19 protein-coding genes and 1 tRNA gene are annotated in these 16,673 nt (G+C 54.4%); 3 read left to right on the plus strand and 17 right to left on the minus strand.

What is annotated here, in order from left to right:
- Positions 1 to 90 precede the first annotated feature (90 nt).
- The 16 genes from nifM to RFN81_RS10640 all read right to left on the minus strand — a co-directional run bounded on the left by nifM (position 91) and on the right by RFN81_RS10640 (position 14,389).
- A complete protein-coding gene (nifM, locus tag RFN81_RS10565; RefSeq protein WP_264495810.1) occupies positions 91 to 885 on the minus strand; it encodes a nitrogen fixation protein NifM in 795 nt (264 codons plus the stop codon).
- Entirely contained in the window at positions 882 to 1,325 is a 444-nt protein-coding gene (locus tag RFN81_RS10570; protein ID WP_264495811.1) for a nitrogen fixation protein NifZ, read from the minus strand. Before RFN81_RS10570 ends, nifM begins: the two co-directional genes overlap by 4 nt.
- Complete coding sequence (locus RFN81_RS10575) at positions 1,322 to 1,660, minus strand: nitrogenase-stabilizing/protective protein NifW (RefSeq protein ID WP_264495812.1); 339 nt, start codon at positions 1,658 to 1,660, stop codon at positions 1,322 to 1,324. The genes RFN81_RS10570 and RFN81_RS10575 overlap by 4 nt, the downstream gene beginning before the upstream one ends.
- 1 nt (position 1,661) lies before the next feature.
- Positions 1,662 to 2,864, minus strand: coding sequence for a homocitrate synthase (gene nifV, locus RFN81_RS10580; protein ID WP_264495813.1), 1,203 nt, complete (start codon positions 2,862 to 2,864; stop codon positions 1,662 to 1,664).
- Between the two features lie 14 nt (positions 2,865 to 2,878).
- Positions 2,879 to 4,084, minus strand: a complete 1,206-nt coding sequence (gene nifS, locus RFN81_RS10585) for a cysteine desulfurase NifS (RefSeq protein WP_264495814.1) — start codon at positions 4,082 to 4,084, stop codon at positions 2,879 to 2,881.
- Positions 4,085 to 4,143: 59 nt separating this feature from the next.
- Positions 4,144 to 4,971, minus strand: a complete 828-nt coding sequence (gene nifU / locus RFN81_RS10590) for a Fe-S cluster assembly protein NifU (RefSeq protein ID WP_264495815.1) — start codon at positions 4,969 to 4,971, stop codon at positions 4,144 to 4,146.
- Between the two features lie 16 nt (positions 4,972 to 4,987).
- On the minus strand, positions 4,988 to 5,323 hold the full coding sequence (locus RFN81_RS10595; RefSeq protein WP_264495816.1) for a hypothetical protein: 336 nt from the start codon (positions 5,321 to 5,323) through the stop codon (positions 4,988 to 4,990).
- Positions 5,324 to 5,485: 162 nt separating this feature from the next.
- A complete protein-coding gene (locus RFN81_RS10600) occupies positions 5,486 to 5,941 on the minus strand; it encodes a NifB/NifX family molybdenum-iron cluster-binding protein (protein WP_264495817.1) in 456 nt (151 codons plus the stop codon).
- Entirely contained in the window at positions 5,928 to 7,313 is a 1,386-nt protein-coding gene (gene nifN, locus RFN81_RS10605) for a nitrogenase iron-molybdenum cofactor biosynthesis protein NifN (protein WP_264495818.1), read from the minus strand. Before nifN ends, RFN81_RS10600 begins: the two co-directional genes overlap by 14 nt.
- A 50-nt stretch (positions 7,314 to 7,363) precedes the next feature.
- Positions 7,364 to 8,737 (minus strand): nitrogenase iron-molybdenum cofactor biosynthesis protein NifE, encoded by a 1,374-nt coding sequence (gene nifE, locus RFN81_RS10610; RefSeq protein ID WP_264495819.1) that lies wholly within the window; start codon positions 8,735 to 8,737, stop codon positions 7,364 to 7,366.
- Between the two features lie 170 nt (positions 8,738 to 8,907).
- Positions 8,908 to 9,582, minus strand: coding sequence for a NifB/NifX family molybdenum-iron cluster-binding protein (locus RFN81_RS10615; RefSeq protein WP_264495820.1), 675 nt, complete (start codon positions 9,580 to 9,582; stop codon positions 8,908 to 8,910).
- A 14-nt stretch (positions 9,583 to 9,596) separates the two neighbouring features.
- The gene (gene nifT / locus RFN81_RS10620; protein ID WP_264495821.1) at positions 9,597 to 9,812 is read right to left on the minus strand and encodes a putative nitrogen fixation protein NifT; all 216 of its coding nucleotides are present in this window, start codon (positions 9,810 to 9,812) and stop codon (positions 9,597 to 9,599) included.
- Positions 9,813 to 9,887: 75 nt separating this feature from the next.
- A complete protein-coding gene (nifK, locus tag RFN81_RS10625) occupies positions 9,888 to 11,456 on the minus strand; it encodes a nitrogenase molybdenum-iron protein subunit beta (RefSeq protein WP_264495822.1) in 1,569 nt (522 codons plus the stop codon).
- A 56-nt stretch (positions 11,457 to 11,512) separates the two neighbouring features.
- Entirely contained in the window at positions 11,513 to 12,961 is a 1,449-nt protein-coding gene (nifD, locus tag RFN81_RS10630; protein WP_264495823.1) for a nitrogenase molybdenum-iron protein alpha chain, read from the minus strand.
- Positions 12,962 to 13,035: 74 nt separating this feature from the next.
- Complete coding sequence (nifH, locus tag RFN81_RS10635) at positions 13,036 to 13,911, minus strand: nitrogenase iron protein (RefSeq protein WP_264495824.1); 876 nt, start codon at positions 13,909 to 13,911, stop codon at positions 13,036 to 13,038.
- A 390-nt stretch (positions 13,912 to 14,301) separates the two neighbouring features.
- Positions 14,302 to 14,389: transfer RNA gene (locus RFN81_RS10640), tRNA-Ser, on the minus strand.
- Between the two features lie 301 nt (positions 14,390 to 14,690).
- Here RFN81_RS10640 and yccA point away from each other — a divergent pair.
- The gene (yccA, locus tag RFN81_RS10645; RefSeq protein ID WP_264495825.1) at positions 14,691 to 15,350 is read left to right on the plus strand and encodes an FtsH protease modulator YccA; all 660 of its coding nucleotides are present in this window, start codon (positions 14,691 to 14,693) and stop codon (positions 15,348 to 15,350) included.
- Positions 15,351 to 15,481: 131 nt separating this feature from the next.
- Entirely contained in the window at positions 15,482 to 15,811 is a 330-nt protein-coding gene (gene tusE, locus RFN81_RS10650) for a sulfurtransferase TusE (protein ID WP_264495826.1), read from the plus strand.
- Positions 15,812 to 15,823: 12 nt separating this feature from the next.
- Here the strand turns inward: tusE and yccX are convergent, their stop codons facing one another.
- A complete protein-coding gene (yccX, locus tag RFN81_RS10655; RefSeq protein ID WP_264495827.1) occupies positions 15,824 to 16,102 on the minus strand; it encodes an acylphosphatase in 279 nt (92 codons plus the stop codon).
- A 210-nt stretch (positions 16,103 to 16,312) separates the two neighbouring features.
- Here yccX and hspQ point away from each other — a divergent pair, with 210 nt between their 5' ends.
- Positions 16,313 to 16,621 (plus strand): heat shock protein HspQ, encoded by a 309-nt coding sequence (gene hspQ, locus RFN81_RS10660; RefSeq protein ID WP_264495828.1) that lies wholly within the window; start codon positions 16,313 to 16,315, stop codon positions 16,619 to 16,621.
- Positions 16,622 to 16,673 lie beyond the last annotated feature (52 nt).

The following is a 16,673-nucleotide window of genomic DNA, read 5'->3' on the forward strand; positions in this document are numbered from 1 at the left end:
CGCCGTTATAAGGCAGCACAGGCCATGAATGAGCAATTTTTGTGCAATTCGGTCGCTAAAACCGACAACATCTGGCAGGAAAGTATAAGGTCAGATGCTGATCAACTGCTGCAACCATTGGCGCTGATATTGTTTCTGCTGGCGTCGGGTCAGTTGCTGGCGCACCCGTTTTATAGCATCGGCTTTCGGCAAAGGTTGCGGCAGGCGGATTTGTTCGCACAACAGTAAATGCCAGCCCAGCTCAGTTTCAATCCCGGTGCTGAGTTGCCCGGCCTCAAGGCGAAACAACGCCTCTTCCAGTTGCGGATAAAGAATGCCGCGGCCCACCCAGCCAAGCACACCGCCGCTCATCGCACTTGGGCAGTGAGAATAGCGCAGCGCCTCGCGGGAAAACGGGGCATATCCGTCACGCAAACGGCGCGCGATGGCCTCAATCCGATCGCGCACCGCCGGTGAATTGCCCTCCACGGTCAGTAACAGATGGCGGGTGTAACGTTGTTCAGGGCGGACGAAATGCTGTACATTGCCGCGATACCATGCCTCTACCTGTGCATCATCCGGCAGCGGCGCTTGTTGCTGCACCCAGTTCAACTGTTCGCGCAACAGCGTCTGGTGTATCACCAGTTCTTCGGTCTCGCTCGCCGTCAGCTCCAGTTCAGGCAGCTCGGCGGACAGCGCCTGTCGTGTCGTCTCTACCGACTGCGGTTCAATATTGAGAGATCTCGCCAGCGCCGCCTGCACTACCGCCTCTTCTATCGCCAGTTGGCGCTGCCAGACTTTGGTAAACTGCAAATACTGCGCTGACGTCTGGCTGATTTCTTCACTCAGATTCATCTTTTGTGCCAGTTTCCAGCGGCTGTAGCGCTGCCACACAGGAATACTCATGCCTGCTCTTCCTCAAGGATCAGAGCCTTTTCGGGCACCTGAAATATCCGCTGCCCAAACAAAACCTGATAATGAAAAACGCTGTCCAGCGACACGCCCCCCAGCACGCGCCCCGTGCCCCCCGGCGACACCACCACTTCGCCACGGATGACCAGGCTGTGACGTGAGCTGACCCGGTCGCCATACTGAAAAGCGCCTGCCAGCCACGGCGCGTCACCGGCGATCAGTTCCTGTTCGCGGCAACCGACAATCAGATCGACGTCAAGAAAATGCACCTGATACACGATGGTGTCCTGCAGAAATACGCCCCATTCCCGCACGTATCCCAGACTGCCACGGCGAACCAGTAAGTCACCGCGCGTTTTACCGGCAAAAGTGCCGTCATCACGCACAATGCGCGTCACTCGCACCTGCTGGTCTATTTCAAATGCTGGTTTCAAGGCTTCACCTCCAGCAAATCGCCCCAGTCGATAAAGCTGCCGTTATGCCGCTGATACACTGCCAGCCCGGACTGCGTGGTCAGCGGCCCGTCGACGATATGCTGGTAACTTTCGGCCAATAGACGCCTGGCCAATTGCCAGTCAGCGTGCTCAGTTCCCGCGTCACCGACAATACGCAGTGGCACGGCGGCGGTCAGACGCCGGTTAAACTGCGCCATGATGTGCAGATGGCGACTGCGTAATAGCACCGGATCGGCCTCCAGTTGGAAGAAATCGAAGAATGACTGCGCTGACTCCAGCTCATCCACACCGTCAATTCGGGTAAACCAGTCCATGTCAGCCTCCCTGCGCCTGAAGGTGTTCGTCAAAGAGGATCTGATCCTCCATGCGCATCTGGCACATGGCGATCACCTCCTCCTCACTCGGATTGCGTTTGAGGTGCTCGGCAAAGCGTTTCACTTCGTGCAACATCGACAGCACTTGTTTCTCGTTAAGGCTATAGCCCAGCCTTGCGCAGATCCCGCTCACAGCCTGACGGCCGGAGTGTTTGCCCAGCACCAGAGTAAACTCCCGCCCGACCAGCGCAGGTTCGATCCCCTGATAACTGCGCGGATCGCGCAGCAGCGCCGCCACATGCAGGCCCGATTCATGGGTGAAAACCTGCCCGCCGATCAGCGGATGCTGTACATCAACGGTTCTGCCTGCCGCTGCCGCAACGATGCGGCACAGTTCCGGCAGCTCGGTAAAATCAATACCGCTGTCAAGGCCCAGACAGCGGGAAAGTGACATTGTCACGCTTTCCAGCGCCGCATTGCCTGCCCGTTCGCCGAGTCCGAGCACGGTCGTGTTGACATGCGTCGCCCCGGCCCTGACTGCCGCCAGCGTATTGGCGGTAGCCATACCCAGATCGTTATGTGCATGCATTTCCAGTTCGCCATGCCAGTGCCGACGCAGCGCCGAAATACGCGCAAAGGTACTGAACGGGTCGAGAATACCCAGCGTATCGGCAAACCGCATTCGCTCAATGCCCATATCTGCCGCCACTTCCGCCAGCATTTTCAGGATTTCATCGGCAGAACGCGAAGCATCCTCGCAACCCATACTGACTCGCATACCCAGACGTCGCGCCAATTTCACCAGTGGTTTAAGTGAGGCAATCACCGCAGGCCACGGCTGGCGGAGCTTTTGCTCACGCAACAAATCGGAAGCCGGAACCGAGATATTCACCCAATCCATGCCCACCCGCGCGGCGTCGTGAATGTCTGCTGCATTCATCCGGCACCACGACATCATCACCGTGTCCGGCAGTTGTCTGCGCAACATGGCCAGCCGTACGCACTCTTCTTCACCCATCGCTGGTGTCCCCGCCTCCAACTCGATCACCCCGGCATTCACCAGCGCCCGCGCAATGTCCAATTTTTCACTGGCACGAAATGCCACGCCAGGGCTTTGCTCGCCATCGCGCAAAGTGGTGTCATTGATAGTGACCGCCTGCGGCCTGCGGGCGTCGCCGGTTTGTTGGGATTCTGCAACCGCCATCGCCGCCTCCTGTTTCAGCCGTAGGTCGGCGCAAATTGGCCACCTTGAGCAACTTGCGGTTTATCCTGCTGCCAGTAAGGGGACAGCGTACGTAGGCGAGCCACAATGTCCGGCATCTGCTCAATCGTCCATTCGATTTCCCTTTCGCGGGTAAAACGGGACAGGGAGAAACGGATACTGCCATGTGCGGCGGTATAAGGAATATTCATGGCACGCATCACGTGCGACGGTTCGAGCGAACCCGACGTGCAGGCACTGCCGCTGGATGCCGCGATACCACAATGATTAAGCAACAGCAAAATGGCCTCACCTTCGATATATTCGAACGCGATATTCACGGTATTCGGCGTGCGCGGCTGGTTTGCACCCATCAACAGGGTGTGGGGAATACGGCTCAGCAGGCCTGCCTCCAGCTGGTCACGCATTTCCTGTACTGTGGCCATCATGGGCAGATGCACATCCGCCAGTTCACAGGCCGCGCCCATGCCGACAATCCCGGCGATATTCTCGGTTCCGGCACGGCGTCCGCGTTCCTGATGGCCGCCGCGCACCAGCGGACGAAAGCGGGTATTGCGTCGCAGATACAGACAGCCGCAGCCCTTCGGTCCGTGGATTTTATGCGCCGAGCACGACAGCATATCGATATCGGTGGCACGCAACGAGATCGGTATTTTACCCACCGCCTGCACCGCGTCACAGTGGAACAGAATGCCGTGTTCATGCGCTGCGGCCGCCATTTCGGCGACAGGAAACAGCACGCCGGTTTCGTTGTTGGCCCACATCATAGTGACCAGTGCGACGTTTTCACTCAGCGCGTCGTAATAGTGGGCGGTATCCAGCGCACCTTCCTCGGTGACACCAATGCGGTGGATGATATACCCCTGACGCTCAAGGTGTTCACACACGGCGAGCGTGGCCGGGTGTTCCACGGCGGTGGTGATGATTTCGCGACGCTCCGGTAACAGCGACGTAGCCGAGTAAATAGCCGTCGACGTGGCTTCGGTGGCGCAGGAGGTGAAAATAATTTCGCTGGTATACGCTGCGCCCAGCAGGCTCGCCACCTGTTCGCGGGCGCGTTCTAGCCCTGCCCGGCACGGCTCACCGAAATCATGAATTGAGGACGGATTGCCGTAATAGTCGCGCAGATACGGCATCATCGCTTCCAGCACCATCGGATCAATACGGGTAGTGGCGTTGTTATCCAGATACACATTTTTCATTGTCTGCTCCTTAATTACCGGGCGGATGTTATGGTGTTATGCACACCTGATGGCACAGACTAGGCGGCGCAAACCACGCGCATATACCGGCCCATGCGCTCAACCAGTTTTTGTTGCAGCCAGGCCAGCGTCATGTCTGTCATCATGCAACCACTGCAACTGCCTGAAAGCGCTACGGTGACTTCCTGCCCGTCGACACGCACCAGCGACATATCACCGCCGTCGGCCCTGATATGCGGACGCAACGACGCCACGACTTCTTCTACCGCCAGCCAGCTTTCATCCTTGACTTTTGCCGCCACCGTTATTTTCGCCGGGTGTTCTTTGAGAATATCTTCCAGACACAGCTCGATTTTTTCATGGCATGAGGTACAACCACCGCCGGCTTTGGTGTAATTGATCACCTCCTCAAGCGTGGTCAGGCCGTTGGCGATCACCGCGCGACGGATCTGGGCTTCATCGACGGCGAAACATTTGCAGATAAGCGCACCTTCTTCATGATCTTCATCCGGCGCTTCCCCTCGGTAATGCTTGATGGCAGCACGCAGCGCTTCCTGTCCCATCACTGAACAGTGCATTTTTTCCGGTGGAAGGCCGTCGAGATAGTCGGCAATTTGCTGGTTGCTCACCTGCTGTGCCTGCGTGAGGCTGCGGCCGATAATCAGTTCGGTCAGCGCCGAGGATGACGCTATGGCGCTGCCACAGCCAAAGGTCTGGAATCCGGCGTCCAGGATAATTTCCGTCTCAGGATCCACTTTCAGCATCAGGCGCAGCGCGTCGCCGCAACTCAGTGAGCCAACATCACCGATGGCATTCGCTTCATCCACGACTTTGGCGTTACGCGGATTAAAAAAATGCTCTTTCACTTTCTCAGAATAATTCCACATATCTTTAACCCCTTTGTTAGCCCTGTTCGGGTAATGTCGTACAACCGCCGCTTTCGCACTGACAGGCTGATACCGCAGGCAATACCACGCGTACTCCGGCGCGGTTGTTCTGCCGACCGGCAGACAGCGTGGCGTTTTGTAATAGCGTCCAGTGCAGCGGATCGGCCAGCAGACATAATCCGTTGATCATTTCTACGTGATCACGCGGCTGGAAGGCCGCGCTCCAGTGCAGCCCGACCTTCCAGCCACTACACGGGTCACCATCTAATGTCATTCGCAGCCCCCCTTGCGGCGACAGATGTCGCTGTAACGCCAGCAAACGGTCAAAAACAGCGGGTTCAATTACCATCATGTGTCGCCTTCCGTACGGATTCCTTACTACTGAGCAATTGTGATGCCAGTCACACTATTAATGTAATTTCAATCACATAGTCTCTCTCGCAATGAGGACAAGGCACATCGATGTCGCGATATTTGTCAGGTTTGTCATACTGATGACACAAACTTACGGTCGCTATTCCTCCTGCCATTCGTCCCCCGCCAACAGTTTGTCGAAGCGGCCGGGGTCACGACTGCGACGCGTCACCTGACGTTCTGCCGCCGACCAGTGTTGCTGTGTTTGTTTGAGCAGATGGGCAATGTCGGTGTCTTGCGGTACTTTGATTGCACGCACGCCAATTTCCAGCAACTGACGGAAAACGGAATCACCGATCGCCAGACAATAGAGCGTCACGCAGTCCTCCAGCGCGGCCATCCGGCAGGCTATTTTTTCCTGCTGATGGCCGGATTCGGCGCTGAATTCGGCGACCCGAAGCAGTTGCACCCGATCCTGCTTCACGCCGTACACCAACAGCCGCGTGGTGGCGCCAAAATGCTGGTCGACGTGGTGATAATCTGAACTGGCGAACGCCACTTGCATCGGCCATTGTGTGGTGCTGACGGTATTGAGATAACGGTTAGTGCGCTTCATGGCTGACCTCCGCTTCTGGACTCAGCGAGAACGCCTGTTTGAGCGGTGAGTGATACACCGCCGGCATGTGATGGCGTTCCTGCATCAGGTTGGCGAGTTCGAACAAGGTGTCGCGAATGCCCGCGTAGCCCTGTCGCACGCGGCGGAACGCGCCGAGGCGGTCGTAAAGCGGGAAACCGGCACGCACCAGCGCGATACCGTTTTTTTCCGCGAGCGGTGCGGCGTGGGAGTTTGCCACCAGCAGTGACACCGGGTCGCTGTCGAGCCGGGTTTGTAAATCTTCCAGATCGCCGATCGCCACCTGTTCAACCGGCAGCCCGGCCAGTGACTGTTGATTCACCGGCGCAATCACCGGCCCGATACACATCCCCTGACTCTGTGCGAAATCGCACCACGCCACGAGCAAATCCGCTTCTGCCGCCAGCGCAATCCGCTGCGATTGCAGCCAGGTATGGCAGTCGATCATCGCGTCCAGCAGTTGGCCGCGCTGACGCTCTATCCATGCTGGCACCTCGCGGCCTGAAACCTGATGCAAATGATCGATTAGGCGATCGGTGTTTTCCAGCGTCATCAGGTGCGGCAGGTTTAGCGCCATCCCCCGGCTGCGCATTGCCATCAGGCTGGCGGCGCAATTAAGCGAACTGCCAATCGTGATAGTGGTCAGGCTTTGTCCCATTTGTTCAATCTGGCGTTGCGGTGTGCCTCCCTGCGTCACCGGATGGAAATCGCCATTTGCCAGATGTCCATCCAGTGACTGCGATAAATCCGGCAGGATCACCGGTTGCAGGCCAAAAGCGTCGACATAGCTGCGCAGTAACTCCACATCCCCCGGCGTCATCAGGTGGCTGACCAACAGGTTTACGCGCTTGTTACGCATACCGGTCGGCGGTTTTTCCGGCACCCACTGAGCGATCACGCTTTCCATCAGCGCGCTGTAGCCGTTTTCCAGCGAGCCGTAAAAATCCGGCGTGTTGACGGTCAGAATAGCGATGGCATTAAAGCGCGGTTCTTTGTCGCGAAATTCACGCAGCGCCATCGACAAATCACTGCCCTGCGCTTCTGACAGTCCCGTGCTCAAAATCACAATGGCTTTCGGATTACTGCGCTGACACAACGTGGTTAGCGCCGTGCTGACGTTGCCATCCGAGCCCATGATAGTCGTGGTCGATTCCATCGCCGTGGACTGCAACGGGATCGGATCGTGAAAATGCTGGATAAAAAAAACTTTAGCGAACGCGCTGCAACCTTGCGCGCCGTGAACCAGCGGGATGCAATTTTCCAGCCCCTGACTCGCCAGAATCGCCCCAAGCGGTTGCCCGCTTTTGATAGGCGTGGTGGCCAGCGGTTTGGTATTACGCAGAATTTGGGCCATACACAGTCTCCAAACACAATGAATCAAAACAGCGCTGACAGTCGGTCTGTTCAACGCCACGGCGCCAGACGGTTGACCTGCGTCCAGACCGGACTTTCCAGAGTGATGCACAATTGTTTTGCCAGATTGATCAAACCGTGATAACCGGCAAAGGCATGCTCACGCTCCTGATTGATATCCAGGAACGGCAGACGGGCTTTATAGGCGGTATACATGTTGCGGCCCCCGGCGATCATGATGTCGCCGCCGAAGCGATAGAGGGTATCGAGCAGGGTTCTGGCATTGCCTTCGTCAAGCATCAGCACATCTTCACCCATCAGTTCGCGAATGCGCTGTTTGTCCTCTTCGGTCGATTTTCGCGTGCCGGTCGCCACCACCGTGATACCTAAATCCTGTAACGCCGAGACCACCGACCAGGATTTCACCCCGCCGGTATACAGCAATGCTTTGCGTCCGCTGAGCCTTGCACGGTAAGGCGCGAGAGCACGGTTCGTCGCGGCTTCCTCACGCGCAATCAGACGCTCGGTACGTTCCTGTAAGTCCGGATCGTTGAGCAATGCGGCTAGCGTGCGCAGGGAATCGGCCATTGAACGCATGCCGTAAAAACTGCCTTCAAACCAGGGGATTTGATAACGTTCTTCCATTTTGCGGGCGACGTTGATCAGCGCCCGCGAGCACACCAGCATGTTGGCTTCGCCACGGTGCATAGTCTGAATTTCTGCAAATCGGGAGTCGCCGGACAGGCTACACAACACGCGGATCCCCAGTTCATCAAGCAACGGCAGCACATGCCAGAATTCGCCAGCTATATTGAATTCGCCAATCAGGCTGATGCTGTGACGATGCCCAACGGGGATCGACGAATTTTCCGGCCACGGTGCCGGTTCCCGCTGACCAATCACCTTTTTGACCATCACATCCCCGGCTATGCGGTTACCGAGATTTTTGCTGCCGTAGAAACCGGCGGCATCGACGGCAATGACTGGCACGCCCGCGGCGGTCGATGCCGCGCGGCACACGGCCTCGACGTCATCGCCTTCCATCGCCGGTACGCAGGTGTTGTAAATAAACACCGCCGCCGGGTGGTAATGACTAACGATGTGCTGCACGGCGTGAAACAGGCGGCGCTCGCCGCGCCCCATGATCACATCCTGTTCGCTCAGGTCGGTGGTAAAGCCCATGCGATTGATGGCAGGACCAGAACTGCGACTGCCGCGGTTATCCCATGAACTGCCGGTACAGCCGATAGGGCCGTGAACCAGATGCGCAACGTCCGCAACCGGCAACAGCGCAATCTGCGCGCCGTCAAACGCACAACCGCCCGCCGTCGCTCCCGGTTTCGGCAGGCTGCAACCCGGCTTCTCCTTGTGATTATGCTCACAGGCTGGCTCGTCAATCAGTGCCAGAATCTCTTTTGCCTTCATCGCAACCTCTCATGACAGATAAGTATCCGAGTGGATGTTGCAAGGCGCAGGCCAGCGGGTTATACACTGTTTTTAAAGGGAATTTATTTGTCGTATTTATGACAAACGACACAAAGAAAACAAAGGAGACGACGGATGTCGGGGCGCAGACCGCGCCCCGCAGAGGGACGTTAACTGAACAGACGGTTTTCCAGCGGATTACTTTTGCCTAACCGACGCGCCAGCCACGGCGGAATGTTTTCATTCAGCATGCGTTGCAGCGCCGCAAGCTGAGACGCAATGCTTACGCCGGGAAGCGCTTTGACCGGATGAATATTATGGCGGATGATCCGCGCCGCCGCCGGCCCGCCAATGGCTTCACAGAACAACAGATGACAGTCGTTGATTAGCCGCGCGCGGATTTCATTAGACTCTTCACCGCCTGCTGAAACCGGGGTACGGCGTAGCGCCATCAGGTAGGGCCCGTCGCTGTCGAACGCATAAATAAAAAACAGATGCGATTGCCCAAAATGGCCGTTCACCGTGATGCCATCCAAAGATGAAAAAGCCACCCTGAGCTGCTGCGGCTGGCGGCGATTCTCAATCAGGCTTAAATGCGGTGGCAATTGCCCTTGCAGGCAACTCATCAGCGACTGCCAGCGGCCAATCGTCACTTTTCCGGCGTCCCCTGGAAATGTCGCCTCCAATTCTTCCAGGCTCATGCCCTGTAAATGCGCTAGCCCGATATTGTCATCACCTTCCCGGCTATTCCGTGTCAGCCAGACCAGAATCTCCGGCGGTGGGATTTCCGGGAATAATTGCACTACGGCGAATAAACGCCAGAACAGCAGATCGTCTTTTGACATCGGATTTACTCCTCTCACAGTGCTGAACGGGTTGCTCGCAGGCTGACGGGAAACGCCGGAATGCCCGGCTGAGGCTCCACGTAAAAGGCTTTTCCTCCTTCCAGACAAACACGTCCGCCCCACTGTTGCGGATGGTTATGCTCCAGTTGCACCACTTTGGCCTCCAGATCCTGTTTCGCGATATAGCAATAAAGACTGTCATTACGCAGCCGGAAAATAACCATCGGCATTAGCCCCTCCCGGCGCCTCGCGCCCTGGCGGTAAAGAGAAATGCCCCGGCACAGTTTAGTAACGGGGCGAGGGTATTAGCGGATCAGGTCGAAGTTGTAGTCGGTTTTGCCGAGCTTCATGGTTTCACGATCCAGTTGTTCGAGCACCTCATTCACCAGTTGCGTCAGAATGCTCATCGCCCCTTCGTATCCCCAGGTGGTCTGACGATGCAAATGATGCCGGTCAAAAATCGGGAAACCAATGCGGATCAGCGGCACTTCAAACTGTTCGCCTTTAGCCAAGGTGTCGCGCTGAATGAATTTCCCGTACGAGTTGCCGATCATAAAGTCTGGTTTACGGGTAAACATCAATGAGCGGAAATGCCACAGATCGCAGTTCACATACACTTCGCTATCCTGCCCGTAAGGCGAATCGGCCAACATTTTTTTCATGGCTTTCTGCCAGCGCTTATTGCCGTTATGGCTGAGAATGGTGGTCGGTTCACAGCCCAGTTCCAGCAAAAACGCGGTCATGCCCATCACAAAATCCGGATCGCCATACAAACCAAAACGCTTGCCGTGCAGCCAGGTGTGGGAATCGAGCATCATGTCCACCAGGCGGCCGCGCTCAGTCGCCAGGGCATCGGCTATCGGTTTACCGGTCAGTTGACTGACCGCCATCAGCAGTGCGTCGGTCGCCGCCAGGCCAATCGGTACGCTGACGTCTGTACCCGGCTGATGCCAGTCGTCCTGCACCACTTTTTTGGTCTTCTGTAACTGCCACGGTTGCAGCAGCAAGGTGTCAATGGCATCTGGCGCATCGCGCATTTCGGTTTGCGTGGTGCCGCCGGCGTACATGCGGTAATGCCCGTCGGCCGGCGTGTCGAGCACTTCCGACGGGTCGGATAAAATGCTGCATTCGACGCCCATCTGCTCCATCATACGGCGGATAACCCGGTAGTTGCCGAGATAGGTTTCAAAACCAGTCACCATGTTCAGTTTAGCGAGTTTGCCCGGCTGATATTCCCGTGTGGTGTCGGTGGTAAAGGTGCGAGCAAAGCCTTCGAACATATTGTCCCAACCGGTGACATGACTGCCCAAAAAACTCGGTGTATGGGCATATGGGATAGGCATGTTAGCATCGACAACTCCGTCTTTTTTGGCATTGGCGATAAACGCCTGCAGGTCGTCACCAATCACTTCCGCCATACACGTAGTGGAAACGGCAATGATATCCGGCTTGTATAGCGCGCTGGCGTTTTCCAAACCGATATTCATGTTGTTACTTCCGCCGAAAACAGCGGCATCTTCGGTCATAGAGTCGGAGACACAGGGTACCGGCTCTTTAAAATGACGGTTAAAATAGGTACGAAAATACGCCACGCAGCCTTGCGAACCGTGAACGTACGGTAATGTGTTAGCAAACCCCAGCGCACAAAGCACCGCGCCTAACGGTTGGCAAGCCTTCGCCGGGTCAATCGTCAGCGCTTTACGCGAAAAATTGAGCTCCTGATATTCCTGCGTGGTGGTCCATTCAAACACTTCCCGCACTTTCGCCTCGCCGTGTGCTTCTTCCAGCGCGCGCTTGGTGGAAAACATACTCTGATATTCATCCTGCTCGAACAGTGGGAAACAGGGTTTAGGGGTACCAAGATCTTGACTCATTTGTCTCTCCTTCCGCGCCACAAATCGGTGAACTGACGGAATGTCGGTAGCCTCAATCAGGCCGATTTCAACCAGGGGGCGGTAAGTTGACTCCAGCCCGGGTTGTTCAGTGTCATATCCATATCACGGGCAAAAATACCGAAGCCATCGTAGCCATGATAAGGGCCAGAATAATCCCAGGAGTGCATCTGGCGGAATGGCACCCCCATCTTCTGGAAGATGTATTTCTCTTTGATGCCTGATCCGATCAGATCGGGTTTCAGCGCTTTTACGAATGCTTCCAGCTCATAACTGCTCAGATCATCGAACAGTAAGGTGCCTTCTTTAAGCATCGGCAAGGTACGGTCATAGTCATCGTTATGACCGAATTCATAGCCGGTACCGATGATTTCCATCCCCAGATCTTCATACGCTCCGATAATGTGGCGTGGACGGAGACCACCGAGATACAGCAGCACCTTTTTTCCTTCCAGACGCGAGCGATATTTGTCGATCACCGACTGTGTTTGCGTCTGATATTTTTCGATGACTGCTTCGGCGTTTTTCTGAATGGTTTCATCAAAACGCGCCGCGATTTCGCGCAATGATTCGGCAATTTTGGTTGGACCAAAGAAGTTGTATTCCAGCCATGGAATGCCGTATTTTTCTTCCATATGGCGGGAGATGTAGTTCATTGAGCGGTAGCAGTGCACCAGATTGAGCGCGACTTTCGGGGTATTTTCCATCTCTACCAGCGTGCCGTCGCCGGACCACTGCGCCACCACACGCAGCCCCATTTCTTCGAGCAGGAGTCGAGAGGCCCAGGCGTCACCGCCGATGTTGTAGTCGCCGATAATAGCGACGTCATACGGCGTGGTTTCAAATTCATTACCTTCGCGGTTATCCAGTACCCAGTCACGGATAACGTCGTTAGCGATGTGGTGACCGAGCGATTGCGACACACCGCGGAACCCCTCGCAGCGAACCGGCACGACCGGCTTACCGATTTTGGCGCTGCTGGCTTTGGCGACGGCAGAAATGTCATCGCCGATCAGACCGACCGGGCATTCCGACTGCACCGAAATGCCTTTGGTCAGCGGGAACAACATCTCCAGTTCGTCGATCAATTTGTCGAGCTTTTTGTCGCCGCCAAACACGATATCGCGCTCCTGGAAATCGCTGGTGAAGTTGAGGGTGCCGAAACTATTCACCCCGCTCCAGCCGGTGTAATAGTTGCGGCGTCCGGCACGAGAATACTGGCCGCAGCCGATTGGGCCGTGGGAAATGTGCGCCATGTCCTTTATTGGACCAAAAACCACACCTTTGGAACCGGCGTATGCACAGCCGCGCACGGTCATCACGCCCGGCTGAGATTTGCGGTTTGAAACGATACACTTACCGACTGATTCCATCGCCGGATCGGTGGTCATCATGTGTTTTTTACGATCTTTACGTGCTTTCTCAGGGAAGATTTCCAGGACTTCCTGGATCAACGCCTCGTTACGTTCGCGTGTTTCGCTGGTCATAAAGACTCCGCTGATTGCCTGAAAAGGGTGCATATTCCCATAGGGTTATGCATCTCGGTATATAGGGAAAAACATCACGCCTCTTCGGCGGCGGTACGACCAACAATACTCAGGTCTTCTTCCTCCAAAATGCCGAATTCCATTAACAGGGCTTCCAGCTCATCCATGGTGACCGGTGTCGGCACTACCATTTTGGTGTTGTTGACGATTTTGTTTGCCAATGCACGATACTGATCGGCCTGTGCACACGTCGGGTCGTATTCGATGACGGTCATACGGCGGATTTCAGCGCGCTGCACAATGTTGTCACGCGGTACGAAATGGATCATTTGCGTGCCGAGTTTTTCAGCCAGCGCAATAATCAGTTCGTCTTCGCGATCGGTCTGGCGGGAGTTGCAAATCAAACCGGCTAGCCGTACTTTGCCCGATTTCGCGTATTTCACGATGCCCTTGGAAATGTTGTTGGCGGCATACATCGCCATCATTTCGCCTGAACATACGATGTAGATTTCCTGCGCTTTATTTTCGCGGATCGGCATTGCAAAACCGCCGCACACCACATCACCCAATACGTCGTAAAACACGAAATCCAGATCCGGCACATAGGCGCCTTCTTCCTCAAGGAAGTTGATGGCGGTGATCACCCCGCGACCAGCACAGCCTACACCGGGCTCAGGGCCGCCTGATTCCGCGCAACGTACGCCGCCGTAGCCGATTTGCATCACATCTTCCAATTCAAGATCTTCTACGGAACCCACTTCGGCAGCCATTTCCATGATGGTATTCTGCGCTTTCGCATGCAGAATGAGGCGGGTAGAGTCAGCCTTAGGATCGCAGCCGACGATCATGACCTTTTTGTTCATTTCGGCCAGAGCCGCGACCAGATTTTGGGTGGTGGTGGATTTTCCAATCCCCCCTTTCCCGTAGATTGCACATTGACGCATTGCCATCGTTTTCTCTCCTGTAGTGTCCAGTTGACATACAGGCTATTGCAGTGTTTGTACCACGATGCCATGGTCACAAATTCATTGAAAAATAAGCGTTTTAAATTTAATAAGCTGACAATGCTAGAAGCAGAGAAAACAATCTGCGCACAGTTTGTTGTAAAACAAACAAATGGACGGCAGGGTCGAAAGAGAGCAAAAACCTATCGCGCAGTCGCGATCGATACTGGAAATCGATTCATTTCAGCGATGGGCCAAAAAGCAGTGAATGGAATTAAAAATGAGGGTTTTAGCCATTAGGCCAAAAAAAAGCCTCCTTTAAGGAAGCTTTTATGCTGCACATTATGCAGGATAGAATCAAAAATCACTTATAACGCTTTGAATCTATTTAGTGATTGGCGGAGGAGTAGAGATTCGAACTCTAGAACACTTTCGCGTCGCCGGTTTTCAAGACCGGTGCCTTCAACCACTCGGCCACTCCTCCGCAATGACGCGCACTATAAACAGCGTCTAAGATCTTGTAAAGCGCTACGGCGTTTAGTTGTCTGAAAAACAATCTAACGCAATAAGATTGAACGAAAAGCCGCCACGCAATAATGCATGACCATCCGGTCAACGGGATACCCTTACCATCGCCATACATAATTGAATGACAATGCATAAGCACGGGCAAACGACATGGCTAAGGTGATCGAGTAAAGAAGGGTAAACCCTCTTTAATAACGTTATGCAACTATTTATTCTTTGACATTGGATAATAGCACTTTGAAGAGAGAGTCGCTGATATGGATCGTATTGTAGTTTCTTCTACCCGCGAAAATTCGCTGCTAAGCACGCATAAAGTATTGCGTAATACTTACTTCCTGTTGTCACTGACACTGGGTTTTTCCGCCGTTACCGCGACGGCCAGCACCCTACTCAACCTGCCTGCCCCTGGTTTGATCCTTATGCTGGTTGGGTTTTATGGCCTCATGTTCCTGACATATAAACTCGCGGATAGCCCGGCAGGGATTCTGGCAACGTTTGCCTTGACAGGCTTTATGGGATATACGCTGGGGCCTATCCTTAGCTCACTCATTGCCTCTGGCGCTGGCGATATCATCATGTTAGCGCTCGGCGGTACGGCGTTAGTATTCTTCTGCTGCTCAGCATATGTATTAACCACACGTAAGGATATGTCTTTCCTGTCTGGCATGATGATGGCGGGATTCGTGGTGCTCATTGTTGCTGTCATCGCCAACCTGTTTCTACAGATTCCGGCCTTACATCTCGCAATCAGCGCGTTGTTTATTCTGTTCTCTGCGGGCGCCATTTTGTGGGAAACCAGTAACATTATCCATGGTGGCGAAACCAACTATATCCGGGCAACGGTCGGCCTGTATGTCTCGATTTACAACGTCTTTGTGAGTCTGTTGAGTATTCTGGGCATTATGCGCAACGACTAAGTTTTATTAGCGATATAAGTTTCATTGGCGATAAATGCGAAAGATAGCCCCCACTGACGGGGGCTTTTTTACTCCAGCGTAATCAGAAAATTTGCTAGAATGCGGGCTGGCATAAGAGAGGCGGAGGGCAGATGTTGGAGTTTGAAGGGCGAGTTATCGCTACAGATGCGCAGGGTTACCTTTTGGACAGCACGGTATGGAGTGAAGCGCTCGCAGAAGTGATAGCTGGACAGGAAGGCATCGTATTGACCGAACCTCATTGGGAGGTCGTCCGTTTTGTGCGCCATTTCTACCAAGAGTTCAACACGTCGCCCGCGATACGCATGTTAGTTAAAGCCATGGCGAAAAAGTACGGCGAAGAAAAGGGAAATAGCCGCTACTTGTTTAAACTGTTTCCTAAAGGGCCGGCAAAACAGGCGACAAAAATCGCGGGTTTACCCAAACCGGTTAAATGCCTCTGACGGCTCTCGATTTCAATAGCGAATGGCGAAACCGTTATAATTCGTGTTGTGATGTGGTTCAACCAACACTTTAGCAACGCTGGCGCCGCGCGGACCGCCTTGCTTTAGCCATTCAATAAGTGCCTCAACGCAATGCGCTTCGCCGCTGGCAACAACCTCAACGCTGCCATCATCGCAATTACGAACATATCCATCGACCCCAAGCTGCCTGGCCTGGTGTTGTGTGTTGTAACGAAACCCCACACCTTGAACGATGCCATAGACATTGGCGACTATCGCGATCTTTGTCACTCCCCCTCCTTTCTTTCCAAAAAACTAAAAAACATTTTATCACTGGGGCTGTTTCTTCAGAAATATGCCCCATATTAGTAGTGATGTGTTCAATCAGTCATATTTTGGCAATAGCTCGCGTGAAAATATGCGCTAAAGCGCACCACCGGATGCCGCCATCCATGCCATCCGCCGCGAGAAGAAAGTGTAATCTATTTCCAGGAGGTTTATATGATCGTTTGTAAATTTGGTATCGGGGAACAAATACGTCATAAGTTATTGGGGTTTCCCGGTGTCATTATTGACATCGATCCCGAATATTCATTAGTGAAGCCCGCGTGGGAAGAAATTAGCAGTAATGACGCACCGCGAACCGAACCGTGGTACCACGTTGTGATGGAAGATGCCAGAGGTCAACCGATTCATACTTATCTGGCCGAAGCGCAATTGGTAAAAGAAAATCTTTCTGCGCATGAATATCCATCGTTAAACGAATTGGCCGTTACAATTCAACGCCGCGCGCCACAAATGCTCCACTAGTCATGCCTTATGGCAAGGATCGGCGATGCTGTGCTATTCAGCATCGCCCATG

The sequence above is a fragment of the Pectobacterium cacticida genome (genome assembly GCF_036885195.1).
GTDB lineage: Bacteria > Pseudomonadota > Gammaproteobacteria > Enterobacterales > Enterobacteriaceae > Pectobacterium > Pectobacterium cacticida.